The organism is Microbacterium immunditiarum (assembly GCF_013409785.1).
GTDB classification, from domain to species: Bacteria; Actinomycetota; Actinomycetes; order Actinomycetales; family Microbacteriaceae; genus Microbacterium; species Microbacterium immunditiarum.
In genome coordinates, this window is sequence record NZ_JACCBV010000001.1 from 1,089,387 (window position 1) to 1,115,313 (window position 25,927).

The 25,927-nt window shown below is 66.7% G+C and carries 23 protein-coding genes and 2 tRNA genes; 20 read left to right on the forward strand and 5 right to left on the reverse strand.

Annotated elements, in window-relative coordinates; translation table 11 throughout:
- The first annotated feature begins 84 nt into the window (after window positions 1-84).
- Window positions 85-1,056 (forward strand): carbohydrate ABC transporter permease, encoded by a 972-nt coding sequence (locus tag BJ991_RS04825; RefSeq protein WP_179487961.1) that lies wholly within the window; start codon window positions 85-87, stop codon window positions 1,054-1,056.
- The gene (locus BJ991_RS04830; protein ID WP_179487963.1) at window positions 1,053-1,934 is read left to right on the forward strand and encodes a carbohydrate ABC transporter permease; all 882 of its coding nucleotides are present in this window, start codon (window positions 1,053-1,055) and stop codon (window positions 1,932-1,934) included. The genes BJ991_RS04825 and BJ991_RS04830 overlap by 4 nt, the downstream gene beginning before the upstream one ends.
- A gap of 8 nt (window positions 1,935-1,942) precedes the next feature.
- Here BJ991_RS04830 and BJ991_RS04835 read toward each other — a convergent pair whose 3' ends face one another.
- Window positions 1,943-3,304, reverse strand: a complete 1,362-nt coding sequence (locus tag BJ991_RS04835) for a diacylglycerol/lipid kinase family protein (RefSeq protein WP_179487965.1) — start codon at window positions 3,302-3,304, stop codon at window positions 1,943-1,945.
- Window positions 3,305-3,367: 63 nt separating this feature from the next.
- On the opposite strand from BJ991_RS04835, the gene serS reads away from it, so the two are divergent.
- The 5 genes from serS to BJ991_RS04860 all read left to right on the forward strand — a co-directional run bounded on the left by serS (window position 3,368) and on the right by BJ991_RS04860 (window position 8,530).
- Window positions 3,368-4,633: a serine--tRNA ligase gene (gene serS, locus BJ991_RS04840; RefSeq protein ID WP_179487967.1), complete on the forward strand. Its 1,266-nt coding sequence runs from the start codon at window positions 3,368-3,370 to the stop codon at window positions 4,631-4,633.
- Window positions 4,630-5,538, forward strand: a complete 909-nt coding sequence (locus tag BJ991_RS04845) for an HAD family hydrolase (protein WP_179487969.1) — start codon at window positions 4,630-4,632, stop codon at window positions 5,536-5,538. Before serS ends, BJ991_RS04845 begins: the two co-directional genes overlap by 4 nt.
- Window positions 5,539-5,699: 161 nt before the next feature.
- A tRNA-Ser gene (locus BJ991_RS04850) sits at window positions 5,700-5,784 on the forward strand.
- Between the two features lie 147 nt (window positions 5,785-5,931).
- Window positions 5,932-7,218, forward strand: a complete 1,287-nt coding sequence (locus tag BJ991_RS04855) for an LCP family glycopolymer transferase (RefSeq protein WP_179487971.1) — start codon at window positions 5,932-5,934, stop codon at window positions 7,216-7,218.
- Window position 7,219: 1 nt separating this feature from the next.
- A complete protein-coding gene (locus tag BJ991_RS04860; protein WP_343048654.1) occupies window positions 7,220-8,530 on the forward strand; it encodes an LCP family protein in 1,311 nt (436 codons plus the stop codon).
- Between the two features lie 19 nt (window positions 8,531-8,549).
- Here BJ991_RS04860 and BJ991_RS04865 read toward each other — a convergent pair whose 3' ends face one another.
- On the reverse strand, window positions 8,550-9,248 hold the full coding sequence (locus BJ991_RS04865; protein WP_179487972.1) for a hypothetical protein: 699 nt from the start codon (window positions 9,246-9,248) through the stop codon (window positions 8,550-8,552).
- 166 nt (window positions 9,249-9,414) lie between these two features.
- Here BJ991_RS04865 and BJ991_RS04870 point away from each other — a divergent pair.
- Window positions 9,415-9,503, forward strand: a tRNA-Ser gene (locus BJ991_RS04870).
- A 206-nt stretch (window positions 9,504-9,709) separates the two neighbouring features.
- Here BJ991_RS04870 and BJ991_RS18585 read toward each other — a convergent pair.
- Complete coding sequence (locus BJ991_RS18585) at window positions 9,710-9,844, reverse strand: hypothetical protein (protein ID WP_281363921.1); 135 nt, start codon at window positions 9,842-9,844, stop codon at window positions 9,710-9,712.
- A gap of 289 nt (window positions 9,845-10,133) precedes the next feature.
- On the opposite strand from BJ991_RS18585, the gene BJ991_RS04875 reads away from it, so the two are divergent.
- The gene (locus BJ991_RS04875) at window positions 10,134-10,574 is read left to right on the forward strand and encodes a MarR family transcriptional regulator (protein WP_218852865.1); all 441 of its coding nucleotides are present in this window, start codon (window positions 10,134-10,136) and stop codon (window positions 10,572-10,574) included.
- A gap of 233 nt (window positions 10,575-10,807) precedes the next feature.
- A complete protein-coding gene (locus BJ991_RS04880) occupies window positions 10,808-11,581 on the forward strand; it encodes an SDR family oxidoreductase (RefSeq protein WP_179487974.1) in 774 nt (257 codons plus the stop codon).
- A 183-nt stretch (window positions 11,582-11,764) separates the two neighbouring features.
- Here BJ991_RS04880 and BJ991_RS04885 read toward each other — a convergent pair whose 3' ends face one another.
- Window positions 11,765-12,316, reverse strand: a complete 552-nt coding sequence (locus tag BJ991_RS04885) for a gamma carbonic anhydrase family protein (protein ID WP_179487975.1) — start codon at window positions 12,314-12,316, stop codon at window positions 11,765-11,767.
- Window positions 12,317-12,733: 417 nt separating this feature from the next.
- Here BJ991_RS04885 and BJ991_RS04890 point away from each other — a divergent pair, with 417 nt between their 5' ends.
- Complete coding sequence (locus tag BJ991_RS04890; RefSeq protein WP_179487976.1) at window positions 12,734-13,432, forward strand: alpha/beta fold hydrolase; 699 nt, start codon at window positions 12,734-12,736, stop codon at window positions 13,430-13,432.
- Between the two features lie 42 nt (window positions 13,433-13,474).
- Window positions 13,475-14,557 carry an enoyl-CoA hydratase/isomerase family protein gene (locus BJ991_RS04895; protein ID WP_179487977.1) on the forward strand — a complete coding sequence of 361 codons (1,083 nt, stop codon included), beginning with the start codon at window positions 13,475-13,477 and terminating at the stop codon, window positions 14,555-14,557.
- A 10-nt stretch (window positions 14,558-14,567) separates the two neighbouring features.
- On the opposite strand, the gene BJ991_RS04900 is transcribed toward BJ991_RS04895, so the two are convergent.
- The gene (locus BJ991_RS04900) at window positions 14,568-15,263 is read right to left on the reverse strand and encodes an alpha/beta fold hydrolase (RefSeq protein ID WP_179487979.1); all 696 of its coding nucleotides are present in this window, start codon (window positions 15,261-15,263) and stop codon (window positions 14,568-14,570) included.
- Between the two features lie 749 nt (window positions 15,264-16,012).
- Here BJ991_RS04900 and BJ991_RS04905 point away from each other — a divergent pair.
- The 8 genes from BJ991_RS04905 (at window position 16,013) to BJ991_RS04940 (ending at window position 25,914) form a co-directional block, all read left to right on the forward strand.
- Complete coding sequence (locus tag BJ991_RS04905) at window positions 16,013-17,638, forward strand: ABC transporter substrate-binding protein (RefSeq protein ID WP_179487981.1); 1,626 nt, start codon at window positions 16,013-16,015, stop codon at window positions 17,636-17,638.
- A gap of 141 nt (window positions 17,639-17,779) precedes the next feature.
- Window positions 17,780-18,724, forward strand: a complete 945-nt coding sequence (locus BJ991_RS04910) for an ABC transporter permease (protein WP_246301034.1) — start codon at window positions 17,780-17,782, stop codon at window positions 18,722-18,724.
- On the forward strand, window positions 18,721-19,638 hold the full coding sequence (locus BJ991_RS04915; protein WP_179487985.1) for an ABC transporter permease: 918 nt from the start codon (window positions 18,721-18,723) through the stop codon (window positions 19,636-19,638). Before BJ991_RS04910 ends, BJ991_RS04915 begins: the two co-directional genes overlap by 4 nt.
- A complete protein-coding gene (locus tag BJ991_RS04920; RefSeq protein WP_218852866.1) occupies window positions 19,635-20,723 on the forward strand; it encodes an oligopeptide/dipeptide ABC transporter ATP-binding protein in 1,089 nt (362 codons plus the stop codon). The genes BJ991_RS04915 and BJ991_RS04920 overlap by 4 nt, the downstream gene beginning before the upstream one ends.
- 53 nt (window positions 20,724-20,776) lie before the next feature.
- Window positions 20,777-21,751 (forward strand): ABC transporter ATP-binding protein, encoded by a 975-nt coding sequence (locus BJ991_RS04925; protein ID WP_218852867.1) that lies wholly within the window; start codon window positions 20,777-20,779, stop codon window positions 21,749-21,751.
- Window positions 21,752-21,818: 67 nt separating this feature from the next.
- The gene (locus tag BJ991_RS04930; protein ID WP_246301253.1) at window positions 21,819-23,009 is read left to right on the forward strand and encodes an iron-containing alcohol dehydrogenase family protein; all 1,191 of its coding nucleotides are present in this window, start codon (window positions 21,819-21,821) and stop codon (window positions 23,007-23,009) included.
- On the forward strand, window positions 23,009-25,123 hold the full coding sequence (locus BJ991_RS04935; RefSeq protein WP_179487991.1) for an acetate--CoA ligase family protein: 2,115 nt from the start codon (window positions 23,009-23,011) through the stop codon (window positions 25,121-25,123). The genes BJ991_RS04930 and BJ991_RS04935 overlap by 1 nt, the downstream gene beginning before the upstream one ends.
- The gene (locus BJ991_RS04940; protein ID WP_179487993.1) at window positions 25,120-25,914 is read left to right on the forward strand and encodes a citryl-CoA lyase; all 795 of its coding nucleotides are present in this window, start codon (window positions 25,120-25,122) and stop codon (window positions 25,912-25,914) included. Before BJ991_RS04935 ends, BJ991_RS04940 begins: the two co-directional genes overlap by 4 nt.
- Window positions 25,915-25,927 lie beyond the last annotated feature (13 nt).

Consider the following 25,927-nt stretch of genomic DNA (forward strand, 5'->3'; position numbering starts at 1 on the left):
GGTTCCCCCGCGCCGGACGCTGAGCGAGCGCTGCGAGACGAAGCGCCGCCCCCACCGCCCCCCACTCGACAACGAAAGTCCCGCATGACTGCGACCCTTCCCGAGCGGCCGCCGGCCGCGGCATCCGTCGCCCCCGCCGACCCGCCCGACCGTCGCCGCACGCGACGCACACCGCTCACGTGGTACCGCGGCGGCGGCCTCGCGAACCTGCTGTTCGTGCTGCCGATGGTGTTCGTGTTCCTCTTCTTCTCGTGGTCGCCGATCGTCCAATCGGTGCTCATGAGCCTGCAGAAGACGAACCTCCTCGTGAGCGAGTGGGTCGGGTTCGACAACTACGTCGCGGTGCTGACGGACCCGCAGCTGGGTCGTGCGGTCATCAACACGCTCTCCTTCGCGCTGCTCGCGCTTCTCTTCGGGTTCCCGCTGCCCCTGTTCATGGCGGTGCTGATGAGCGAGGTGCGACGGGGCAAGGGCCTCTACTCGGCGCTCGCATACCTGCCGGTCGTCATCCCGCCGGTCGTCGCCGTGCTGCTGTGGCGCTTCTTCTACGACTCGTCGCCCAACGGCGTCTTCAACACCGCGCTCGCGTGGTTCGGGATTCCGCCCCAGCCCTGGATCGCGTCGGCAGTGCAGGCGATGCCGTCCCTCGTGCTCGAGGCGACGTGGGCCGCGGCCGGCGGGTCGATCATCATCTATCTCGCGGCGCTGCTGTCGGTGCCGCCCGAGCTCTACGACGCGGCGGAGGTCGACGGGGCGGGCATCTGGCGGAAGGTGTGGCACGTCACGTTGCCGCAGCTGCGCGGGATCCTCTTCATCATGCTGGTCCTGCAGATCATCGCGACCGCGCAGGTGTTCCTCGAGCCGTTCCTGTTCACGGGCGGCGGGCCGGCCGGAGCGACGAAGACGATCCTCCTCTACATCTACGACAAGGCGTTCCGGAACTCGCTCGGCGGCGACTACGGCGAGGCGACGGCGGTCTCGGTGCTGCTCGCGATCGTGCTCGCGATCCTGTCGTGGCTGTACTTCAGGCTGACGAACCGCTGGAGCACCTCATGAGCGAGCGCACGATCGTCTCGGCATCCGAGCGCCGTCGCCCGGGCACACGCATCGGAGTGTCCGTCACGCACGTCTTCCTGTTCGCGTCGCTCGTGATCGCCGGTCTCGGGCCGATCCTGTGGCTCGCGAAGGCGGCGATCACCCCGACGCAGGACACGCTGCAGCAGCCGTTCGCGCTGTGGCCGAACGGCATCGACTGGGAGAATCTGTCGACGGCGTGGAACGACATCCACATCGACCAGTACTTCTTCAACACGATCGTGATCGCCGCGGGAGCGTGGCTCACGCAGCTGTTCATCGCGGCCACGGCCGGGTACGCGCTGTCGGTGCTGCGGCCGAAGTACGCCCCCATCCTCAACGCGCTCGTGCTCGCGACGCTGTTCATCCCGGGCATCGTGCTGCTCGTGCCGCTCTATCTCACGATCGTGAACCCGCCGCTGCTCGGAGACATGAGCCTGCTCAACACCTACCTCGCGGTGTGGCTGCCGATGGGTGCGAACGCATTCAACATCCTCTTGGTGAAGCGGTTCTTCGACAACCTCCCCAGGGAGGTGTTCGAGGCGGCGAAGACCGACGGCGCGGGTCCCTTCCGGCTGTTCTGGTCGATCGTGCTCCCGATGTCGAAGCCGATCCTCGGCGTGGTCTCCGTCTTCGCGATCATCGCCGCGTGGAAGGACTACCTCTGGCCGATGCTCGTGCTGCCCGATCCGGCGGTGCAGCCGCTGTCGGTGCGCCTCCCGGCGGTGCAGTCCCAGACGGAGCTCGACGTGTTCCTCGCGGCGCTCGCGATCGCGACGCTCATCCCGATCGCGATGTTCCTGCTGTTCCAGAGCGTGTTCCTGCGGTCGGCGGGGCTCGGGGGCGCGGTCAAAGGCTGACGGGCGGGTCAGAGCCGGCTGATGTCGTGACCCTTCGGGACGGTGATCTGGAGCCCACCGGGCACGATGCGTGCGACGACGCTGACCGCCTCGCCGAATTCGTCTCCGTCGAGTTGGACGAACTGGGCCTCCGTCGTGCCGACCTCCAGCTCGGCTCCCCGCACATAGCGCACGGCGTTGTCCTTCGTCCGCAGTGCGAGGGCGCGCCGGCCCGCACGGAACCTGCGAAGGAAGCTGTTGTCCCACGCGACGCGGCGCCATACGAAGATCCAACCGAGCGGCCCCTTCGGCTGGAAGAACACGACATCCATCGCTCCGTCGGTGACCGAAGCCTCGGGGATCAGCTCCAGCCCCGCCGGCAGCGACCCGCAGTTCGCGAACAGCACGCTCTGCACACGCGTCGAGTGCAGGCGGTGCCCGTTGATCTGGTACATGATCCGGAACGGCTTGGCTCCCGGGAGCGAGCGCGCAGCGCCGTCCACGTAGGCGACCCAGCCGACGGACTTCTTCAGCTGCGGGTTCGTGTTGGCGATCATGGCGGCGTCGAGCCCCATGCCGCCCATCACGACGAACGCGTGCTCGTCGGTGTCGCCTGAGGGCCGGCTGATCGCGGCGAAGCCGATATCGACCGCCACCGTATCTCCGTCGAAGGTTGCGCGGATCATCGCCGCGGGGTCGTCCAGGGGCAGTCGCAGATTGCGTGCGAGCAGGTTCCCCGTTCCGCTGGGAACGATCGTCAGGGGCACGCCAGACCCGCTCATCGCCTCCGACACGGCGCGGACGGTTCCGTCGCCGCCTGCGACGAGCACGGCGTCGACCCCGACCTCGAGAGCCTGACGCGTGACGTCGTCGCCGAGGTCGTCGACTGTCGTCTCGTAGAAGAGCGGCTCCTCCCATCCGGCCTCGGCCGCGAAGCGCTCGACGGATGCCCGGAGCGTGGCGGCATCTACTTTGATGGGGTTGTAGACGAGCGCCACCTTCGGGTGAGGGCGTTCGGCGCCACCGCGAATGTCCTGGGTGTCGCCTTCGACGTCGACCCGGCGCGCCTCGCCCTGTTCGCCGTCCGCCGTGTCGGGTGGGACATCCTCCGGCTCGCGGATGACGCCGTCGGGCGCGGCCGCCGCCCCGGGATCGGGTGTGTCGGAGGCCTCGCGCGAGTCGGATGCCTGGCCCGCAGCATCCGCATCGTCGTCGCCGTCTTCCGACGCGAGCCGCTCGGCCCGTTCTCGGATCTGCTGCTCGGAGATGTCGATCTCGCCCGTGCGCGGGCCGTCGGCGTACATCCTGTCGGCCGGGTGCGGCGGGTCGGGGTCAGGCTGGTCGGGATCGGCGTGAACGGGCTCGTTTTCGGACCCGGATGCCGCTGCCATGCGTCTAACCATAAGACCGCACCGCCACGGCGTGCGCGAACTCCGCCCGACTAGACTCGTGGGGTGATCGATCCAGTGCTTCTTCGCGAGAATCCCGAGCTGGTCAGGCGCTCGCAGGGGGCCCGCGGGGAGCCGTCCGACACGGTCGACGCCGCGCTCGCCGCCGACCGCGCCCGCCGCCAGGCCATCGCCGCCTATGAGGAGCTTCGCGCCCGGCAGAACGCGCACGGCAAGCGCGTCGCGCAGGCTCCGAAGGCGGAGAAGGCGGCGCTCGCCGCCGAGGCGAAGGAGCTGAGCGTCCGGGTCAAGGAGGCGCAGCAGGCCGTCACGGCCGCCGAGCAGGCCGCCGAAGAGGCGATGGCGCGCATCGAGAACGTGATCATCGAGGGCGTTCCGGCGGGCGGCGAAGAGAACTTCGTCACTCTGCGCACGCACGGCGAGGTCCCGGCCTTCTCGTTCGAGCCGCGCGACCACCTCGAGCTCGGCGAGCTGCTCGGCGCGATCGACATGGAGCGGGGCACCAAGGTGTCGGGCAGCCGCTTCTACTTCCTGACGGGCATCGGCGCGCGCCTCGAGCTCGCGATCATGATGCTCGCGCTCGACCGCGCGCTCGAGGCGGGCTTCACGCCGCTCACACCGCCGACCCTCGTGCGTCCCGAGGTCATGCGCGGCACCGGGTTCCTCGGCCAGCACTCCGACGAGGTGTACCACCTCGAAGACGAAGACCTATACCTCGTCGGCACAAGCGAGGTGCCTCTCGCCGGGTACCACATGGACGAAATCATCGACCTCTCGAAGGGCCCCAAGCGCTACGCCGGGTGGTCGACGTGCTACCGCCGCGAGGCGGGGTCGTACGGGAAGGACACGCGCGGCATCATCCGCGTCCATCAATTCAACAAGCTCGAGATGTTCGTCTACACGACCCTCGAGGAGTCCGAGCAGGAGCACGAGCGCCTGCTCGCCCAGCAGGAGGGGATGCTTCAGGACCTCGGCCTGTCATACCGCGTGATCGACGTCGCCGCCGGCGACCTCGGATCGAGCGCGGCGCGCAAGTACGACATCGAGGCGTGGGTTCCGACGCAGCAGGCGTATCGCGAGCTCACCTCCACGTCGAACTGCACGACCTACCAAGCGCGCCGCCTCGACATCCGTCACCGGCCTGACGGCGGCAAGACGCAGCACGTCGCGACACTCAACGGCACGCTCGCCACGACGCGGTGGATCGTCGCCCTGCTCGAGACCCACCAGCGCGAGGACGGCTCGGTCACGGTGCCCGAGGTGCTGCGCCCGTACCTGGGCGGGCTCGAGGTCATGGAGCCTGTGTCTTGAGCGAAGCGCACTTGCCGCCGACGGGCAGCGTCAGAGTCGTCAAGCCGAAGAAGGCGGCCAAGCTCGTCGAGCGGGTCGCGCGCGACACTGAAGACCCGACGGTCGTCGTCGAGCGGCTTCTCATCGTGCTCGACATCGACGGCACGGTGCTCCTCGAAGACGAGTCGCTCAGCCCCGGCGTCGTCGAGGCGGTCGAGCACGCGCACAGGGCCGGACACGAGGTCATGATCGCGACCGGACGCAGCTGGGAGGGCACGCGAGGCATCCTGCGCGTGCTCCAGATCGCGCCCGAGTACGTCGTGTGCTCGAACGGTGCGGTCGTGCTCAAGCGTGTCGACGCCGACGACCTGCTCTATGACCGCTTCCACACCGAGACGTTCGACGCGCGCGAGGTGCTCACGGTCCTGCACGAGCACTTGCCCGAGGCTCGTTACATGGTCGAGCTGCCCGACGGGCGTCGCCTGTACACCGAGTACCTCGAGGACTGGAACCTCGTGAACGCCCGCCGCGTCCCGTTCGACGAGCTCGGCGCGCAGCCGGTGTGCCGTGTCGTGGTGGTCTCGCCCGACAAGCGCGAGCGGGACTTCCTCGAGCTCGTCCAGCGCATCGGGCTCCACCAGGTCTCGTACGCGATCGGCTGGACGGCGTGGCTCGACATCGCCCCGAAGGGCGTCGACAAGAGCACGGGCCTCGAGCTCGTCCGCGACGAGCTGGGCATCGACCCCGAGCATGTCCTCGTGATCGGCGACGGCCGGAACGACGTCGGCATGTTCCGGTGGGCCCTCGAGAACGGCGGTCGCGCCGTCGCGATGGAGCAGGGTCCGCAAGAGGTGCGCGACGCCGCCGGCGAGACGACGCTCTCGGTGCACGACGGCGGCGTGGCCGAGGTGCTTCGGAAGCTCTAGCGTGGGCGCGCTCCCATCCCGGTCGCTGCGCGAGCCGAACGCGAGAAGAACTGCGCGTCTTTCAGAGCTTGTCCAGACACCATTGGAACAATGGCACGACAGCGCTGTCGGCTAGACTCGACGCCTGATCGACGGATGCCGCGAAGCCGGCATCCCCGACGGGAGGGTTGTCCGAGCGGCCGATGGAGCTGGTCTTGAAAACCAGTGGGCAGCGATGTCCCGTGGGTTCGAATCCCACACCCTCCGCTGTTCTGGTGGAGGCCCCCGCAGGGGGTCGCCAGCAGAACAACCGACCGGGCGGGATTCGGGGAGGAGGCCCCGCCGCCAGGCGGGACCGACAGAGTCCCACACCCTCCGCTTGATGCGGTCACCGTCCGCTAGAAGAGAGCCCTTGTGACCAAGACGACCCGGCCCGCACGACGTGGGCGCCGCACGGTGGCGCGCCACGGCGAGCTGTCGTCGCCGCATCCGCTCTCTCTGCTGTTGAAGGTGCTCGGCGTCATCGTCGCCGTGGTTCTCGCCTCCGGCGCCGGAATCGCCGCGTACGCGGCGTATGACATCACGGCGAGCTTCGCCGAGGGCGCGGTCGACCTCGAGGGTCAGGGCCCCGTGCCGCCCGACATCGGGGCGATCGAGAGCGAGGTCGACCTCTTCATCGCGGGCACCGACGCGTGCGAGCCCGAGTACGCGCAGTTCTTCGGCAGCCGCTGCACCGGCGCCGACGCGGGCGGAGAGCTCAATGATGTCAATCTGCTCGTGCACATCTCGGCCGAGCCGCGACGCGTGACGGTCGTGTCGTTCCCGCGCGATCTGATGCTGCCGATCCCGTCGTGCACGCGTGCGGACGGCTCGCAGACGTCCGCGATGAGCAAGCAGATGATCAACTCCGCCTACATGTACGGCGGACTGTCGTGCGTCGTGAAGACGGTCTCGCAGCTCGCCGGCCGCCCGATCCCGTTCGCGGCCAAGGTCACGTGGGGCGGGGTCATCGAGATCACCAACGCGATCGGCGGCGTCGAGGTCTGCATCGGCAACGGCGGCATCCGCGATCGCTACACCGGGATCGACTGGCCCGCCGGCCCGCGCACGATCTCGGGCCTGGAGGCGCTGCAGTTCCTGCGCACGCGCCACGGCCTGGAGAACGGCAGCGACCTGGCCCGCATCAGCAACCAGCAGCAGTACATGTCGCGACTCGCGAAGAAGATCATGAGCGAGGACGTGCTGTCGGATCTGCCGACGCTCCTGAAGCTCGCGACCACGGCGGTCGACAACATCACGCCGAGTGAGTCGCTGACGAACCCTGTGACGCTCATGCAGATCGCGCTCGCGGTGAAGAACGTCCCGTTCGAAGACATCGTTTTCGTGCAGTACCCGGTGAAGGGCGACCCGTCCGACCCGAACCGCGTCGTGCCGGACTATGAGGCCGCGGAGGCGCTCTGGGCTGCGATCGATGCCAACGTGCCGGTCAGCCTCACGGCCGACCCGAACCGTGGCGGCGGCGTGATCGTGGTCGACCCCCAGCCGTCCGACCAGCCGACCACCGCTCCAGTCGAGCCCACGCCTGGCTCGACCGAGCCGGCGACGCCGTCGCCGACGCCGGTCGAGCTGCCGTCGTCGATCTCGGGCGTGACCGCTGACCAGGAGACCTGCTCCGCGGGCAACCTGAGGGCCAACCGCTGACGTGGCGGGTGGTTTCGCGCGGCGCGGGCCGCGGCATCCGATCGCCCGTCATGGCGCGCTCTCGGCACCGAACCCGTTCCTGCAGCTCCTCGCGATGCTCGGCGTCGTGGTGCTCGTCGCGGTCGTGAGCGTCGTCGGCGTCAGCGCCTTCGCCGTGTGGGACACCGCGCGCGCCGTCGCCGACCACGCCGTCGACCTCGAGGAAGACGAGCCGCTTCCGCCGACGATCGGCGAGATCGAGGGCGGCGTCAACGTGCTCCTCGTCGGCACGGACTCGTGCGAGGGCGCGAACGCGGCGCTGTCGGGCGCGTGTCAGGCGGGCGACACCGAGGGCGAGCGCAACGACGTCACGATGCTCCTGCACATCTCGGACAATCCCCGGCGCGTGACGGTCGTGTCGTTCCCGCGCGACATGCTCGTGCCGATTCCCGCGTGCCCGCGAGCCGAGGGCGGCGAGTACTCGGCGATGAGCTCGCAGATGATCAACGCGTCGTACATGTACGGCGGGCTCGCGTGCACGGTGAAGACGGTCGAGGCGCTGACGGGCGAAGACATCCAGTTCGCAGGCGCGATCCGCTGGACGGGCGTCATCAACATGTCCGATGCGATCGGCGGGGTCGACGTCTGCGTCACGGGCGACGTGCACGACCCGCACACCGGACTGACGCTCGCCGCCGGCACGCACACCCTGGAGGGGGTCCAGGCGCTGCAGTTCCTCCGGATGCGCCACGGCATCGCCGACGGATCCGACCTCGGGCGCATCTCGAACCAGCAGCAGTTCATGTCGTCGCTCGTGCGCAGGCTGCAGGGCGAGTCAGTGCTCTCAAACCCGTCGACGCTGTTCTCGCTCGCGACCACCGCGATGACGCAGGTCACGCAGGGCCAGCTCGTGCTGAGCCGGTCGCTGACCAATCCGACGCTCATGGTGCAGATCGCTATGGCCGTGAAGGACGTCGACTACTCCGACATCGTGTTCGTGCAGTACCCGACGCGCTACATCCCCGGCGACGGCCGCAGCGACGTGGTCCCCGTGCGCGACGCGGGCGATGTGCTGTTCGCCGCGTTGCGCGAGAACAAGGCGCTCGTGCTCACCGGTTCGACGAGTGCGGCGGCGGGCGCTCCCGAAGTAGCCGGTGAAGCGGCGAAGCCGGCGCCCGAGGCATCCGTCTCGCCCACTCCGCAGGCGACCGAGACGGCGCCGGAGCCGACGGATGCCGCGAGCCCGCCTCCTGCGGATGCCGCGGTCGAGCTTCCGTCGTCGGTCACCGGCACGACCGCCGCGCAGGTCACCTGCACACAGCCGCAGCGCTAGCTTCGCGCTCGGCCGCCCGTCAGATGCCGAAGCCCTCGCGGTCGACGCGACGGTGATAGCGCATGCCGGCCGCTCCTCCTAGGAGCGCGCCCGCCAGCGTCACGATTGCGGCGCCGACGGCGGTGAGGATGCCGGCGGTCGTAGCCGTCTCGGGAGTCACCGGGATGCGCGGGAAGCCGCCGAGCGCCCCCAGGATGTCCCACTGGGCTCCGCCGACCGCCGTGACGACGGCGACGATCACGGCGATGATGATCGCCCACAGCCACACCGCGAGGCCCTGCTTGACGCCGCTGAACCGCGCCATGCGGCCGGCGACGTAGCCGCCCGCGAAGTACGAGATGAACAGCACGAGCGCGAGGGCGATCGCGCCGATGATCGTCGTCACGCCCATGTTGTCGGTCGCGGTATTGACGGCGTTCTCCGCCGCGTCGGGCGCGACCGCACCGATCGCGCCGCCGATCGCGGCGATCAGGGCGGTGAGGAGGAGCGCGAGGCCCATGGCGGCGATCCAGCCGAAGAACGCGGAACCGAACTTGAACCCGCCGAAGCGCTCCTCCTCGCGCGCGAGGACTTCATTGCGGAGGGCGGGATCGTCGGTGCGGGGGGCAGGGGCGACGTCCCCGTCGTAGCGGCCGGCCGCGGTGTCGCGGTCGTAGGTCGATGCGTCCAGGCGCTCGGTCGGTGCGACCGGCTCGCGGCGGTCAGGCGTGTCAGTCATGGTCCCGAGTCTGGAGCGGGGAAGCCGTGCGGACAGCGGGGTTGCGGGGCGGGCTCGGGCGTCGTACTCTCTGGCTCCTGCCTGCGGTTGCCGTGGTTCTCGGGCACGTGTGCGTCCGGGTTATGATTGCTGGGCGCATCCGTGTGCTTCGGCGAAGCGGATGCATGGAGACGTCGCATAGTCAGGCCTAGTGCACCACCCTGCTAAGGTGGAGTCCCCGTAAGGGGACCGAGGGTTCAAATCCCTCCGTCTCCGCGCTGGTCCGTGGCCCTCGATCCCTTGAAAACATTGGGATCGCGGGTCATAGCTTTCTCTTACGGTGCTCGCGGCTTCTTCGGCGCCGCCCTGGCCACGCCGGCATCGCGGAAAGATCCGTACCAGCGACGCCCCCGACGGGGCCGTCATCCCCAGGACACGCATCTTCTCGTGCCCGCTTATCGGCCCGTCGTCGCGGGACCGCCTCAGATCCCGTCGTCCGCACCGACCTCGCGGACCGCGTCGTCGACGGCGAGCAAGACACTGAGCGCCCTGCCCTCGATGCAATCGGTCAGCGCCGAGCCGAGCCCCGTGCTCGTACCGGCGCCGCCGAGGAGCATCGAAGGTGAGAGGACGGTCGAGAACTGCCGAGGGTGACGGGAGCCACGTGTTCGACATGTTCGACGATCTTCTTCGATGTGACGCGAGATGCGGAATAGTGGACCTCAGCGGATCGGCACTCATCGGAGCACTCAGCTGTGGACTTTGTCGATAGTGCACGATCGAGGAAGAGCCCGTAACTCGAGACCAGATTGGATCGACGAGATGGCACCAGCCAGCACGGACGCCGAGGCGCCGCGTACAGGTGATGTTGTCATCACCGACCTGCTCTCTTACAGCCTTCATCGCGTGGCGAGCGCCTTCGAACGAGGGGCCGCGCTCCTCTTCCGCCGCGAGTTCGATGTCAGCCTCGGGGAGTGGCGTGCCCTGGCGCTCATCGCGTCCGGTCGGGCGAACACCACCAATCGAGTCGCGCGTCTCGCCGGTATCGATCCCGCCCAGATGAGCCGGGTGATCGCGCGACTCGTGGATCGTGGGTACATCTCGCGCAGCGACGGACCGGGGAACAGTTCAGTGCTGGCGCTCACGACGAGCGGCACGGCGACGTATGAAGGACTCATCTCCGCGGCACGGGCACGCAACGAGGCGTTCCTCTCCGCTCTCAACCGCGATGAGGTCGCGACGCTCAATCGGGCGCTCGAAAAGCTGGCGACCATCGCCATCGCTCTGGAGAAGGTGGAGAGGAGCCGCGCCGCCGACGCGAAGAGCCTCGATGCTCGCGAAGGGTGAGGAATGCAACGTCGGCGCTGGTCGCCGGGCCGTCGATCGGTGGAGGCGTTCGATGCTCCTGTGTCGTCAGGTGGCTGCCCGCGGCAAGTCGGCGGCACGGTCTCCGCTGCGGCAGGCAGGCCGTTGTCGCCCGGAGTGCGGCCGCTGGAGGCGGGATGGGGAGCGACGCCACAGAGCTTGGCAAGTACGGCCCATGCGCGTCTACGAACCAGACGACATACCAGGAGGACATCATGGACCTGCAACTCTCGGGCCATCGCGCATTCGTGACCGCAGCGAGTCAGGGGATCGGCCTCGCTTGCGCGAAGGCGCTCGTCGACGAGGGGGCACATGTCGTCGTCTCGTCGAGCGACGAGGCCCGTGCGCAGGCCGCCGCCGAGTCGATCGGCGCCGTGGCGGGCATCGCCTGCAATCTGACGGACGAGACGGCCATTGACGCGGCCATCGCGCGGGCAGCCGAGTTGCTCGACGGTCTCGACAGCCTCGTGGTCAACTTCGGTCCGCCACCCACGAAGACCTTCGCCGATTCCGACGAGGGTGTCTGGGAGGCGGCGATCGACCTCGTGCTGCGCAGTGGAGTGCGCCTGATGCGCGCGGCGATACCGCATCTCGAGCGGTCCGGCAGCGGCCGGATCATCACAATCACCGGCTACGGCATCCGCGAACCGCAGAGTCACCTCGTTGCCTCGGAGGCGACACGTGCGGGCATCGCGATCACCGCGAAGGCTCTCGCGACCGACCTCGGCCCAGCGGGCGTGACCGTCAACAACATAGCCCCCGGACCGGTGCTTACCGACCGGCTCGTCGAGATTCTGCAGGCCCTCGCAGACCGTGACGGGCACACGCTCGAGGAACAGCTCGATCTGAGTGCGCAGTTGGTACCGGTCCGACGTAACGGTGTACCCGAAGACGTGGCGGACCTCTGCGCGTTCCTATGCTCGCCGCGCGCCAGTTTCATCACCGGACAGACGATCGTCTTGGACGGCGGCTTCAACCGCGCGGTCTGAGCCGGACGTAGCGAAGGCGGAGCATCTAGCCAGGGTCAGTCTGTCACCGGGACCTCACCGCGGCTTGGACGTGATTGGCCGAGGCTGTCCTTGAGTGCCGCGACAGGGTGCATCCTCCGCGAGGACGCAGCTCGCGGCATGGTCGCCATACCTGACCTTGCTCCGGTCGTGGCGGACTTCCAGCTATGAGCCTGACGAGTGATCGATTGTCCCGCCTTGTGGTTCGGCTTCTGCATACTCTCTTGCGAGCAACTGATAATGGAAGGCGTTGCGGCGCACGCGTTCGGCCATCTCCTTACTAAGCGGGCCGCGGAGCTTCGCGGGGAGGCCTGCGGCGAGGTGTCCCGGTGGCACTTCTTGGCCCTCCAACACGAGCGCCCCTGCGGCGATGAGTGCTCCGTCGCCGATGACGGAGCCGTTCAGCAGTTTCGCGCCCATTCCGATGAGCGCCCCCGACCCTATGCGTGCCCCGTGGATGATCGCCTGGTGGCCGACCCCGACATTTTCGCTGATCAGAGTAGGAATACCGGCGTTGGTGTGGACGACGACATTGTCTTGAAGGTTGCTTCCGGCGCCGAGCTCGATGCGGTCCATGTCCCCGCGGAGCACCGCCCCGAACCAGATGCTGGCGCCGGCGCCAACTATGACGTTACCGATCAAGGTGGCCGAGGGCGCGATCCATGCAGTGGCGTCAATGGTCGGGGTGACACCGCGGTAGGGGATGATCAACACCATCGAGTGGGCTTCTCCATTCTCAAGGAGTGAAGCGAGTCGGGCGCGGCGAGGGGGAACAATACGGCCGCGGCGACGTGACCTGCGCGGCGGGCGACTTAGCTGGGAGGTCGCCGTCGCCCGGCCAACTATAGCGGCAACATAATCGCGGCCGCCGCAGGAAGTTCGATCGTCTAGTCGGGCATGACAGCAAAGGTCGATGAGCGCGTTGTCGGCGCTCGACGCGACGCGGCCCATGGAGCGGAGCAGCTCGGCGGGGCGCAGCCGGTGCCCAGGGATGCCATCGCAATCGCGGTGTGGCTACAGCCCGTCACCTACCCACGCAGCAGTCCCGACGGTGTATGTATGTAGCATGTCGCCGTGCGCCACGGATGCTTCGTAGGCCAAGTGAACACAATCGGGCGCGTCGAGGGGTGGGGTATGACGGACACAGTATTCCTGCCTGGGCTCACACAGGATGAGCACGCATTTGATCTCGTCGGTCTCCCCGGCCGCACAGCCGTCTACCCCGGACATGGTGAGCGCCCGCCCGAGCCGATCACCATGGCCCAGATTGCCGACGAGATCGCCGTGACGCTGACGGAGCCCGTCGACATCGTCGGTGTCGCGCTCGGCGGAATCGTAGGTCAGTATCTCCTGATCAGGCATCCGGACCTTGTACGATCCGCTGTCCTCGCCAACACCCCGTCCGGCTTCAGCGATCCGGCCACGGTGGTCGCACGGGCGGACGACGTGCTGCGAACCGGGGTCCTGCCAGGGAGTGACGAGCTCGTTGGACGCTGGTTCCGCCCGGAGACGATCGCCGCGGACGGGCCAGGGGTCCGTTATATCCGCGAGAGGATCGCGACGATCACGCCGGAGGGTTTCGCCTTCATGCAACGGGCCATGGCGGGGACCGACACTGGTGACCAGCTGCCTGAGGTGGTCGTCCCGGTCACGCTCGTGCAGGCCACGGACGACGTCGTGGGTCCTGGGAGCGTCGCTCGCATCGGCCGGCTGCTGCGGAACAGTCGGATGGTGGAGACCCCGGGGAGTCATATGGTTCATCTCGACAACCCGGACGGCTTCCGCGACGTTATCGTTGGGCATCGCAGATGGGTGGAAGGCGGGGAGGGATGACCGGATGCGAAGGGGAACGACCGATGACAGAGTGGAGATGACATGGTAAATGTCACTTCACAGCCTTCCCGTGTCCTCGCCCGCATCGAGAACGGTGTCGGCCGACTGACGGTGAACCGCCCGGAAGCCATCAATGCGATCGATCTCGGCATGGTCCTCGAGATCGAGCGCGCGCTGGAGGGTTGGAGCGAAGACTCCGAGGTATCCGTCGTACTCCTTGACGGCGCCGGGGAGCGCGGACTGTCTGCAGGGGCCGATGTCCGTGCACTCTACGGCACGTTGTCCGCCGGGCAGGAGGAGGAGGCGATGGCCTTCTTCCGCGCGGAGTACGCTCTCGACGCCTTCATCGCGGAGTACCCGAAGCCGATCGTCGCGATCGCCGACGGTGTCACCATGGGCGGAGGGATCGGACTCGCGGGCCATGCCTCACTCCGCGTTGTGACTGAGCGTTCCAAGCTCGCGATGCCGGAGACGCGGATCGGATTCACGCCCGATGCCGGCGGCTCGTGGCTGCTGGCACGATCCCCCGGACGCCTCGGGGAGTATCTCGGCATCACCGCTGCGACGATGACCGCCGCCGACGCGATCCATGCCGGTTTCGCCGATCTGTTTGTGCCATCCGACAGAATCGAGTCGCTGCGGCAGGCGCTGGTGGCGGGTGCCGGCTCCAATCCCGTCGAGACGGTGCGGTCGTTCGCGCAGACGCCGGGGGCGTCAGTGCTCGCGGCGGAGCAGGAGTGGATCGACGACGTGTTCTCCGCAGACGACCTCGACGAGATCTCCCGCCGCCTCGCGGCCACCGGCAGGGTGGAGCTTCTCGCCGGTCTCTCGCCGATGTCGATGGCTGTCACGCTGGAATCCATCTGTTCGGCGCGACGGCTTCCGGGCATCCGGGAAGCGCTCGCGCAGGAGTATGCGCTCGTGGACTGGTTTGTGACGACCCAGCCAGATCTTCCCGAGGGCATCCGCGCGCAGCTCGTGCACAAGGATCGTGACCCACGCTGGAGCCCCCCGAGGATCGAGGACCTGCCTGCGGGATTGGCGGCGCGGGCACTCGCACATCGCCCGCGCCGACCGCTCTGGGACGAAAGGCCATTCTCAGGCCCCGCGCTCAGCGACGAGTGAAGCGGAGACCTCAGGCGGCGAGCCTGTGCCGAGGCACGGCATCGGCGAACGCTCGTGGCTCCTCGAGGTGAAGCATATGAGCGCCGGGCAGTTCCACGAAGCGTGCTTGGGGCATGCGCGCGGAGAGCTCACGTGCCGCGGCGGGTGGGCCGGAGACGTCGGCTCGTCCAGCGATGACTGTGGTCGGTACCGATATCCGACGAAGTTGGGCTCGGACGTCATGGGTGGAGATGAGCCGCCAATAGTGGGCGATCACGGTGGGATCGTCCGCGAGCAGACGACGCTCAGTGCTCGCGATGAGCCGCGGGCGCGTCTCGATCGCGTCAGGGGTGAACCAGCGGCTGATCATCGACGACGTCATCCCATGCATTCCGACCAGTTCCGTCTTCGTCGCCCGCTCGAGCATGACCTCGGTCGGCGCCGCGGCCAGCGCGCATGCCACGACGATGGAGCGGACCCAGCCCGGGTGACGCAGCGCGGCATGCAAGGCAACCATCCCGCCGAGCGACACTCCCACGAGGTCGAGTGGCTCAGCGGTGGCCGGGACCATGTCGAGGACGATGTCCGCGACTTGACCCAGACCCCGCATGCCATCCCAGGGCGCGTTGCCATGGCCCGGAAGGTCGACGGCAAGCGCGTCCTCGATCGGAACGTGGTCCCAGGTGGTCCGGTCCAGCCCGATCGGATGCAGTAGGAGGGCGGTCACCGTGCAAGCTTCCTGTGGCTGACACGCAGCCCCGCGACGGCACGAGCCTGCCGGTGGATTCTGTCCGACAACCCGAGGGCACGTGCTGGGTCGCCGCGGTCTGCCGCCGGCATCTGCCCGCGGCGCGACCGCTCGGTCGTGTCGTTCATGAAAGACGGATAGGTCTCCATGTTCATCGTGCTCACCTTCCGCGACTGAGAAGTACGACTCCGTGAACGTGACGTGCTCGACGAGCCCACGGTATTCCGACATCAAGCTCACCTCAGCCGATGAGCCTCCTTCTGCGCTCCGGCCGGGCCTGGGTCGGCCACGCCCCCATGCTCCAGCTCGTCGCGCTGGAGCAAGGGAGGTCGAATCAGAGCGGCGTGTGCCCGTGAGTGGGGCGGATCACCACGGTACGAAGCGGGCTGCTCCTCCATCGTCATCGTTGATGTTCTCAAGGGGTGTAGGTGACGATATCCGTTGTCTGGCGGGAACCGGGGCCGTTGACGGGGGGTATGAGTGATGATAAAGTCATTGCCTACCGGTACGAAGTAGTGCTTGACGGCGCCACGCCACCACACCTCGGCGGGCGTCGCTCAGAAGCCGTCACCTGAACCATTTACCCGAACGTGAAGCGCCTCGACCGAGAGGCATTGGCGGGCTGGGGCATTGAGTCGGTCGGTCGATGTCGACAGTGCGGCCGAAGTATGAGGCACGATCGCGATCTGTGAGCTGCGGTCGTGCTCGGAAAAGCGATAGGGAGCGCAATGAAGCGTAAGCATGGCGGGCTCGCCGTATTCACGGCCATTGTCGGTGCAGTTCTGCTCGCGACGGGATGCACGGCGCCAGGGAGTTCCGCACCGTCCGACGATCAGCGGTCTGCTGATATCGATCAGATCGAAAATCCTCATATGCCGTTCGGCGACCCTCCTGGTGAAGGAGGGACACCCGTCAAGGGCGGTGAGCTGACAGTCGGAATGTTCGCCGATATCAATTCCTTCGACACGATTGCCAAGCTGAACATTCCGGCGATGGCGATCTACGACCAGTTGATGCGGTATGACGAGAACGGTGAGGCGGTGCCGTATCTTGCGAGTTCGATGGAGACGTCGGACGCAGGGAAGACGTGGGTCATGGGACTGCGACCCGATGTGCGGTTCCACGACGGCACGCCTCTCGACGCAGATGCTGTGATTTACAACATCCAGCGGATCATCGATCTTCCGGAGGCAGCGGCCCATCTGTACGCCTCGGACATCGAGACGCTCACCGCTGAAGACGAGTTGACCGTTCAGTTTGTGCTCAAGGAACCGAATGCGTCGTTCTCCGCCTTCTTCGCGGAGAATCCGTCGATCGCCAGTCTGGGTGTCGTGGGCTCTCCCGCGGCGATCGAGCAGTGGGGGGCCGACTATACCAACCACCCGGTGGGAGCTGGGCCCTACAAATTCGTGTCGTGGGCTCGGGGTGACAAGGCGGTGCTCGAGCGCAACGATGACTATTGGCAGGAGGGCCTACCGCATCTCGACACGATCACCTTCGTGCCCCGGGTCGACGCGGACACTCGAGCCATCAGTCTCGAGAACGGTGAAGTGGACCTGATCGAGTCGAACGGCGTCAACGACTTCCTGCGCCTCGTCGACAACCCGGAGCACAAGTACTACCTCGGTGGCGAAGGCGGCACGTACTTGCCGTTCAACCACGACAAGGCACCGTTCGACGACATTCGGATGCGTCAAGCCGCGGTAATGGCGATCGACTACGACCAGATGTCCGAGGTGCTCTTCGATGGGCAGATGGAACGATCGGAGACCCCGATCGGGAAGGGCTCGGCGTATTACAGCGAGAAAGCTGCGGAAGCATTCCCGGATACCGACCAGGAAGCCGCGAAGAAGCTGGTAGAGGAATACGTCGCCGACGGCGGAGACCCGTCGTTCACGTTGGAGGGCGGTAACTCGGCGTCTGCTGTCAAGACCCAGCAGTTCCTGCAGGCGCAATGGGAGGCAGTCGGCATGAACGTCGAGCTGAAGCAGCACGACCTCGCCACCTTGATCAAGGAGATCCGAGAGGTCAACTTCAACATCTCATCGAAGGGCTTTCACGGGTCGTCGCAACCGTATCCGCTTCTCGAGGAGCTTTTCGAGACGGGCGCATATTCCAACTTGAACAGGTACTCCAGCCCCAAGATGGACGAGCTCCTGGAGCAGGCGCGGAGCGCCACGAGCGAAGAAGAGCGTATTCGGCTCTATAACGAGGTCCAAGTTCTCGCGAATGAGGATGTGGTGAACCTGTGGTACGCGCCCGGGTTCCTTGGCCTGATCTCGAAGACGTATGTCCACGGTGTCGTACGAGGGTCGTCTGGCCCGACCTATTTCGCCGAAATCTGGGTGGAGTAGGCGAACAGCCTGACTTCGGGGCAGGGACCGACCAGCAGACGAGTTCGGCAGAGACATAGGTGGAATCGTGATGCAGAAATACGGGAACTTCCGTGCACTCTGCACCGTCATAGCCCAGAAGTGCGGCGGGAACAGTCTTAGATGAGAGCGATTACTCAGCGAGCCCTACACCTCTTCGCGGTCCTCGTCGTGGCCACGTTCGCCACTTTCTCCTTGGTTGATCTCATTCCGGGAGACGCCGCGGAGATCGTGGCGGGCGAGGGCGCGACCGAGGACCAAGTGGACGCGGTCCGGGAGCGTCTCGGCTTGAACCAACCCATGTTGGTCCGCTATGGGGCGTGGATACTCAATGTCCTTCAGGGCGATCTCGGGAGGTCTTACGTCACCAATCAGTCGGTGGCCGACACGCTGCTCGCCCGATTCCCGGTCTCCTTGGAGATCGCTTTGGTCTCGCAGGCGATCGCGTTGGCGATAGCGATTCCCTGGGCGCTGTACTCCGCGTACCGCGAGAACGGGTGGTTCGACCGGATTGGTGGGGTCCTCGGATTCGGAGGCCTCGCGACTCCGAGCTTCGTTCTCGGGCTGGTGCTCATCTACATCTTCGCCGGAGGTGTGCTCTCGATATTTCCGGCGACGGGTTACGTGAGTTTCGACGAGGATCCCTTGCGGAACTTGTGGAGCATCGCGCTGCCGGTGATGTGTCTTGTGCCCGCTGAAGCGGCCGTGTACCGACAGGTGCTGAGGTCCGACGCCATATCGACCCTCCGGGAGAACTTCGTGCTGATGGCGAAATCGAAGGGCCTCCCCCCGGGCCAAGTCCTGCGCGGGCACGTGCTGCGACCGTCATCTCTCTCGTTGATCACCATCGCAGGGGTGAGCATCGGTGGAGTCATCGGTGGCACCGTGATCGTGGAGACGATGTTCGCGGTGCCGGGAATGGGGGCTCTTCTCGCACAGTCCGTCAATGAACGGGACTTCATGATGCTGCAGGGCGCGCTCCTGGTGATCTGCGTCGTGTACGTCGTCGTCAACCTGCTGGTCGATGTGGGATATATCCTCCTGGACCCGAGAGCGCGGAACTCATGACAACAACCAATCGAGCGCTGAGCCGGTCGGACATCCCCCTGGGTGCGGAGACGGATGTCGCTCGCAAGAGGCGGTTCCATCGGCGGGGATGGCGCCTGTCGAAGCGGCCGGACCCGGTCCTCGTCATCGCGATCGTCTGGCTGTCCGCGCTGATATTCGCCGGCGTCTTCGCGGACGTGCTGCCGATCGCGAATCCGACTCTTCCTGACTATGACAATCTGGGCGGACCGCCGTCGCTCGCACATCCTCTCGGCGGGGACTATCTGGGGCGTGACATCCTCTCCCGGGCCATCTACGGGGCCCGCGTCGATCTGGTGCTGGGCTTCTTCGCAGTCCTGATCAGTGTTCTTGTAGGGAGCACCCTCGGAGTGATCGCCGGATACCGCGGAGGGCACTTCGGGCGAGTGGTGATGGTCATGACCGACGTGATCCTGGCCTTTCCTGCGCTGGTTTTCATCATCGCGATCGTCGCCGTGTTCGGCTCCAGCCTCCTCATCTTGATCCTGGCGTTGGGCTTGCTGGGCATCCCGAGCTTCATCCGGATCTCGCGGGCCCACACCATGGTGCTGCGCAAGCGGGAGTTCGTCATGGCTGCGCGCGCATACGGCGCCAAGCCGGTGCGCATCGTCCTGCGAGAAATCGTCCCCAGCCTGGTGCTGCCGATCGCGGCGTATGCGTTCGTGATCATCGGCGTGTTCATCGTCGCGGCCGGCGCGCTGAGTTTCCTCGGCTTGGGAGTGCCGCCTCCGACACCGACGTGGGGAAGCATGATCGCCGAGGGAAGGGCCGACCTGATCACCCATCCCCACGCCGCACTCATGCCTGCCGCGGTGATGTTCATGACCGTGCTATCGGCGAACATCATCGGCCAGCATCTGCAGGGCCGGGTCGATATTAGGGAGACAGTTCTGTGAGCGACGACATGAAGACCGGTTCGATGCTCCTTCACGCCGATGACGTCTCTGTTCGATTCACGACGGGGAGAGGCACGATCACGGCCGTCGACGGTGCCTCTTTCTCTCTTGCGCACGGAGAAGGCCTGGGAATTGTCGGCGAGACGGGTTCGGGAAAGACCATTCTCACCCGCAGGGTCATGGGGCTGGTGGGGCCGGGCCGCAATACCGTCCTCTCTGGAAAAGTCACGATGGACGGCACAGAGCTGACGCGATTGAGCCCGAAGAAGCTGAGGGACTACTGGGGCAGAGAGATCGCAGTGATTCTGCAGGACCCGATGACGTCGCTGAACCCGGTCAGGCGGGTCGGCAGTCAACTCATGGAGTCCGTGCGATATCGCCGCCGGTTGAGCCGAAACGAGGCGCGCAAGCTCGCGATCGAGTTGTTCCGCTCGGTAGGCCTTCCTGACGCGGAGCGTCAGCTCCGCAGGTTCCCGCACGAGCTGTCCGGCGGAATGAGACAGAGGGTCGCCATCGCCATCGCGCTCGCATCCGAGCCCCGTGTCCTTCTGGCCGACGAGCCGACGACCGCACTGGACGTCACGGTTGCCGCCAGGATCCTCGACCTGCTCAGCAGAAAGCAGCTTGAGGCGGGGATGGCGATGATCCTGGTGAGCCACGATCTCCGGGCGGTCCGCGGACGCACTGACCGGGTCATCGTCATGTATGCAGGGCAAATCGTCGAGTCCGCGCCGACCTCGGTGCTGTTCGCCGATCCCAAGGTCCCCTACAGCCGTGCCCTGCTGGACTCCGTGCCGCCTCGCTCCGGCCCGAACCACGTCCGGCTCCAGGCTGTTCCCGGAAAGCCGCCGGACCCGATCAACCCCCCTCGAGGCTGTCGGTTCAGCCCGAGATGTCCCTACGCACAGGAGAAGTGCGTGGCCGAGGCGCCGCCATTGACGGCGACGAAGGAAGGCGACCGCCTCTACCGATGCTGGTTCCCGCTCGGGACCCCCGAGGGGGAGAAGGCGCGCAAGGTCAATCTGGAACGAGGGAGGACGGCGACTGGGCTCGCGCTCGTCCCGGTCGAGGGGGTGTACCACTGATGGCAGGATCAGGACACGCAAGTCTGAGAGACCCTGCGGAAGAGGATATTCCGTTGCAGGTCAAGGACCTGGTGGTGGAGTTCAACGTCGGGCGGGGCCGGACGGTCCACGCGGTGTCCAACATCAGCTTCGACATCGCTCGGGGAGAGACCCTGGGACTCGTCGGCGAGTCAGGTTGCGGCAAATCGACGACGGCCCGGGCGATCGCCGGGCTCCTCAAATCGAAGTCCGGTTCGATCACCTTCGAAGGGCAAGAGCTGACGAGTCTGGCGCCCGCGCAGCTGCGATCGATCCGGCCTCGTATGCAGGTCGTGTTTCAGGACCCGATCTCCTCGCTGAACCCGAGGAGGCGAGTGAGGGACATCGTCGGGGACCCCCTTCAGGTGTGGGGAAGGAAGGACCCGGGAGGCGAGCTGGTGTCCCGCTCCCTCGAAGCAGTCGGCCTGGATCCCGATCTCGTCGGGGATCGTCTGGCACATCAGCTCTCGGGCGGACAGTGCCAGAGGGTATCGATCGCGCGCGCGCTCATCCTGTCGCCGGAGCTCCTGATCTGCGACGAGCCCGTCTCCGCCTTGGACGTGTCGGTGCAGGCGCAGGTGCTCAACCTGCTCGAGGACCTCAAGTCGAAGTTTGGACTCACGATGGTTTTCGTCTCCCACGACCTGGGCGTCGTCCGGAATGTGACGGACCGTACGGCGGTCATGTACCTGGGCAAGCTGTGCGAGATCCTTCCCTCTGTGGAGCTCTTCCACTTCCCTATGCATCCGTACACGGTCCTGCTTGCCAGTGCCTCCGACGACTCGTCGGACAGCGCGGGAATCGAGGTGAAGACGGACGAGATGCCCTCGGCGATGGCGCCTCCGGGCGGGTGCCGCTTTCGGACGCGATGTCCGTTCGCATCGAGCATCTGCGCGGAGGAGGAGCCGATGTTCCGGGAGCTGGGGCCGGGGCACTTCGTCGCGTGCCATCACCCGGTGACGATGCCCCGGACCATTCCTGTCAGAGCGGCGGAAGCCGTGGCGTCGTGATGAGAGCTCCCCACAGTCGCCACTCGATCGATTTATCGGAGGTTGTACCGCTTTGGTCAGCATGATGATGCAAGGAACCACAGAGTTCATCGCTCCCCGCGTGACGCTGGCGGGTCGCGGGACGACGGCGAAACTCGGAGAGTATCTCGTCCCGCGAGGGTTCACGACGAGTAGTGTCCTGGTGGTCGTGGACGACCACCTGCGCGACAACGAGGCCTATCTGCGACTCGAGCGGGGCCTCAGGCGTGCCGAGCTCAGCCCGACGGTGATAGGGGGGCTCGGCACGGAGCCTGATGACGGGCGCATCGACGAGGCAGCCGAGCGAGCCCGGGGCGTCGACTACGCATACGTCATCGGCGTCGGGGGCGGGTCAGTGATGGATGCCGCCAAGATGCTCGCTGTGCTGGTGCGGAACGGCGGGGGAGCGGCCGATTGGGTAGGTCCGATCGAGCCGCCCGGAGGCATCGCGCCGCTGGCGTTCGTGCCCTCCACGTGCGGAACGGGGGCAGAAGTGACTCGTGCCGCGATGGTGACGGTGGGAGGCGCGAAGAGGATCTCCGTGTCGTCCCGGTACCCGGGCGGACACGTCGTCCTCGACCCGGGGATCCTCGACGGGCTCCCGGCAGCGGTGATTGCCTCGACAGGGTTGGACGCGCTCGCTCATGCTGCGGAGGCGATGATGTCGAAGGATCGTTCCTGGAGCACCGTCCGGAACTCGGTGAGCGCGATCGAGAGCCTGGTCGCGAATATCGAGGCGGCAGTGCGCGGGGATCGCGACGCGCTCGAGGAGTGCTTCTACGCCTCACATGCGGCGGGGCTCGCTTTGAACGCCGGCGTGCAGCTGGGGCATTCGGTCGCCTATTGCATCGCCAATGTCGTCCACGTGCCCCACGGGATCGCCTCAGGGCTGGCGCTTCCGTACTGCATCGCATACAACTCGCGTGCGCTGGACGGCTCGAGCACGGGGAAAGTCCTCTCCCGTGCCGTGACCGGGGGTCTCGGTGACACTTTGTCCGACGCCAGCGCGAGTCTAGACGGCCTGCTCTCGCGCTTGTCCATGCCCAGATCCCTCTCCGACCTGGGGATTTCAGCGAGTGTCGCGCAAGGCATGGCCGACACCTGCTATGGGGACTATCCGCGCCCCGCCAATCCGGCACCACTGCTGTTGGCTTCGCTTCGAGACCTCTTCGCAGCGATGCACGCCGGGGACCTGCAGGCGGCCTTTTCCGCGAGCCCCGGTGCGGGCGACGGAGCATGATGGGCGCCCGCCAGAAAGGGGATGATGTGAGATCGCAACGGATTAGTCATATCAAGCAGCTGCTGGATCCCTCGAGCATCGCGGTCGTCGGAGCGTCCAACGACGCGGAGAAGATCGGGGGTCGTCCCCTGCAGATTCTGTCCCAGCGCGGATACGAGGGACGGCTCTACCCCGTGAACCCCAAGTACGAGACGATCCAGGGCCTGCCCGCGTACGCGGACATCTCCGACCTGCCTTCCGACGTCGAGATGTACATCTTCTGCGTGCCCGCACAGGCCACCGACGAACTGGTGGAGAAGGCGGCTGCGCACGGAGCGAAGGCGGGCGTGATACTCAGCGGCGGGTTCGCCGAGGTCGGTCCAGAGGGAGCTCGGCTGCAGGAGAGGCTGCGGCGGATCGCAAACGAGCACGATCTGGCATTGCTCGGCCCGAACAGTCTCGGGCTGGCCTCCTTCACGAACCGCGTTTGCGCGACGTTCGCGACCACCCTCAGCACGATGCCGTCCATCGAGCCGGGCGACGTCGCTTTGCTGTCGCAGAGCGGCGGGACCGCCTTCAACCTGTTCACCGAATCGTACTGGGCGGGCGCACGGTTCTCGCACGTCATCGCGACGGGCAACGAGGCGGGACTCGCCTTCGCCGACTACCTGTCGTTCCTGGCCACCGATGACGCCACGAAGTCGGTGGTCGGCTATCTGGAGGGCGTCAGCGATGGCGGGGAGCTCGCCGCAGCTCTCGAGGCGCTGCGCGCAGCGGGCAAACCGGTGTACCTGTTGAAGGCCGGCGTCTCGGAGCACGGTCGCCGCTCGGTCGCCTCTCATACCGCCCAGTTCGCGGGTGACGACTCGGCCTACGGCGCGCTTTTCGACCGCACGGGCGTCATACGACTGGAGAGCATGGACGATCTTGTCGACGTCTCGCGTGCACTCACCGTCTATCCGCGGACGGATCGCCTCGCGGTCGGCACGAACTCAGGTGGCGCGACGGCATACATCTCAGACGCGTGCGACCGTTTCGGCGTGCGCTTAGCGGATCTCTCTTCGGACACCGGGGCGGCGTTGGGGGCGCGCCTGCCGGCGTTCGCTGGATTGAGCAATCCCGTCGACTTCACTCCGCAAGTCATCACAGATCATGAGATCCTCGCCGACACGTTGCAGACGTTGGACGCCGATACCGACGTGGATGGTCTGCTCGTCTTCCTCGGCAGCATGGAGTACTTGCACGAAGAGCTGCTCGACGTGCTCGTGCGCACCCGCCCGACGCTTCGCAACCCGCTGTCGGTCGCCTGGTTGGGGGTCAGCGACGAGGTGAGGGCGAAGGCGGCGAAAGCCGGGCTGGCCGTCTCCGGGGATCCCCTGCGAATCGTGCGCGGCATAGGTATGGTTCAGCGTGGCCGGGAACGATTGGCTGACGAGATCGCCGTGATCGAGCCGGGAGAAGTCCCGGTCGACGTGACGGGGGTGCAGATCCCCGACCTCTCCCACTTGGACGAGGCCGCCGCGACCTCGCTTCTGGCTCAGTTGGGGACCCGGGTACCGGCGAGCATCGAGATCAGCCGCGAGCAGGATGCCGTCGCGGCCGCTGAGAGGATCGGGTATCCGGTCTTCCTGAAGCTCGTCGAGCCCTTCATCGCGCACCGGGCACGGGTGGGCGCCATCGTCGGCGGCATCCAGGATTCCACTCAGCTCGCCAACGCTCATCAGCGGCTGGTCGACTCGTTCGGTATGAGCCGAGGGATCGTGGTGGAAGAGATCCCGCCCGGCCCGGACCTGATGGTCGGTGTGATGAGTGACCGCACGTTCGGGACGCGGGCCGTAATCGGTGCCGGGGGGATCTGGGCCAACGAGATCGGTGATCTCCGCACGATCATCCCTCCCTACGATGCCCCCTATCTTCAGCGCGAGCTGGTCAAGCTGAGGATCTTCCCGCAGATCCAGGCTGCGGCAGCCGATATCGCGGCCTTGGCTCATGACCTCTCACGCGTCTTCCGTCGGCTGGATGCTCTCGTGAGATCCGGATCGCTCACCGAGTTCGAATGCAACCCGGTGCGAATCGTGGACGGGGAAGCCATCGTCCTGGACGCGCTCGCTTTGCGAGCAGGTGACCCCTCGTGAACGACGCCTCTTGGCACGTCGGAGGGCTCGACATCGCGACCGCCGTCGGGCATGCGAACGCCGAACGCATAGAGTTCCGTGAGCACGATCTTGTCGACGATCTCATGGGCGTCGTCGGGTACTCGGAGCTGCTGCTCCTCGCCGTCACGGGTCGTTCTCCGCTCCCCGAGCACGTGCGCGTCGCGGATGCCGTCCTCGTGTGTCTGGCCGACCACGGAATGCAGCCCAGTGCGCTGAGCGCCCGGCTCACGTACTTCTCCGCACCGGACGCCGTGCAGGGTGCGCTCGCGGCCGGGATTCTCGGCGCGGGGAGCTCCCTGCTCGGCTCCATGGAGCAGGCCGGCCGGCTGCTTGACACGATCGCGGCCGTGGTAGAGGGTGGCGCCCCGGAGGACGAGGCGGTCCGCGGCTGCGTGTCCTCGGTCCTGTCCGACGGAGGGAAGGTACCCGGATTCGGGCATCGCCTGCATCGGGCAGGTGACCCGCGCGCCGCCCGGCTTCTGCGCGTGGCGAGGGAGAACAATGTCGCCTCTGACGAGGTCCGGCGTCTGGAGCTGGTGGGTCAGTCCGTGGGCGATCGCACCGGCCGCACACTGCACGTCAATGCGACGGGCGCCGCTGCGGCCTTGCTACTAGGGATGGGGGTGCCATGGCAACTGCATCGCGGGTTCTCCGTCGCCAGCCGGATCGTCGGCCTCTTGGCGCATATCGGCGAGGAGATGACGAGGCCCGTGACGCCCGCCGTCCGTGACGCCCTTCGGAGCGCGAGCTGGCTCGTGGAGGACGAATGATCGAGAGAGCACT

Coding starts and splice junctions, on each gene's coding strand:
- BJ991_RS04825 (WP_179487961.1), top strand. CDS start 85: ATGACTGCGACCCTTCCCGAGCGGCCGCCGGCCGCGGCATCCGTCGCC.
- BJ991_RS04830 (WP_179487963.1), top strand. CDS start 1,053: ATGAGCGAGCGCACGATCGTCTCGGCATCCGAGCGCCGTCGCCCGGGC.
- BJ991_RS04835 (WP_179487965.1), bottom strand. CDS start 3,304: ATGGCAGCGGCATCCGGGTCCGAAAACGAGCCCGTTCACGCCGATCCC.
- BJ991_RS04865 (WP_179487972.1), bottom strand. CDS start 9,248: ATGACTGACACGCCTGACCGCCGCGAGCCGGTCGCACCGACCGAGCGC.
- BJ991_RS18585 (WP_281363921.1), bottom strand. CDS start 9,844: ATGCTCCTCGGCGGCGCCGGTACGAGCACGGGGCTCGGCTCGGCGCTG.
- BJ991_RS04880 (WP_179487974.1), top strand. CDS start 10,808: ATGGACCTGCAACTCTCGGGCCATCGCGCATTCGTGACCGCAGCGAGT.
- BJ991_RS04885 (WP_179487975.1), bottom strand. CDS start 12,316: ATGGTGTTGATCATCCCCTACCGCGGTGTCACCCCGACCATTGACGCC.
- BJ991_RS04890 (WP_179487976.1), top strand. CDS start 12,734: ATGACGGACACAGTATTCCTGCCTGGGCTCACACAGGATGAGCACGCA.
- BJ991_RS04895 (WP_179487977.1), top strand. CDS start 13,475: ATGGTAAATGTCACTTCACAGCCTTCCCGTGTCCTCGCCCGCATCGAG.
- BJ991_RS04905 (WP_179487981.1), top strand. CDS start 16,013: ATGAAGCGTAAGCATGGCGGGCTCGCCGTATTCACGGCCATTGTCGGT.
- BJ991_RS04910 (WP_246301034.1), top strand. CDS start 17,780: ATGAGAGCGATTACTCAGCGAGCCCTACACCTCTTCGCGGTCCTCGTC.
- BJ991_RS04915 (WP_179487985.1), top strand. CDS start 18,721: ATGACAACAACCAATCGAGCGCTGAGCCGGTCGGACATCCCCCTGGGT.
- BJ991_RS04930 (WP_246301253.1), top strand. CDS start 21,819: ATGCAAGGAACCACAGAGTTCATCGCTCCCCGCGTGACGCTGGCGGGT.
- BJ991_RS04935 (WP_179487991.1), top strand. CDS start 23,009: ATGGGCGCCCGCCAGAAAGGGGATGATGTGAGATCGCAACGGATTAGT.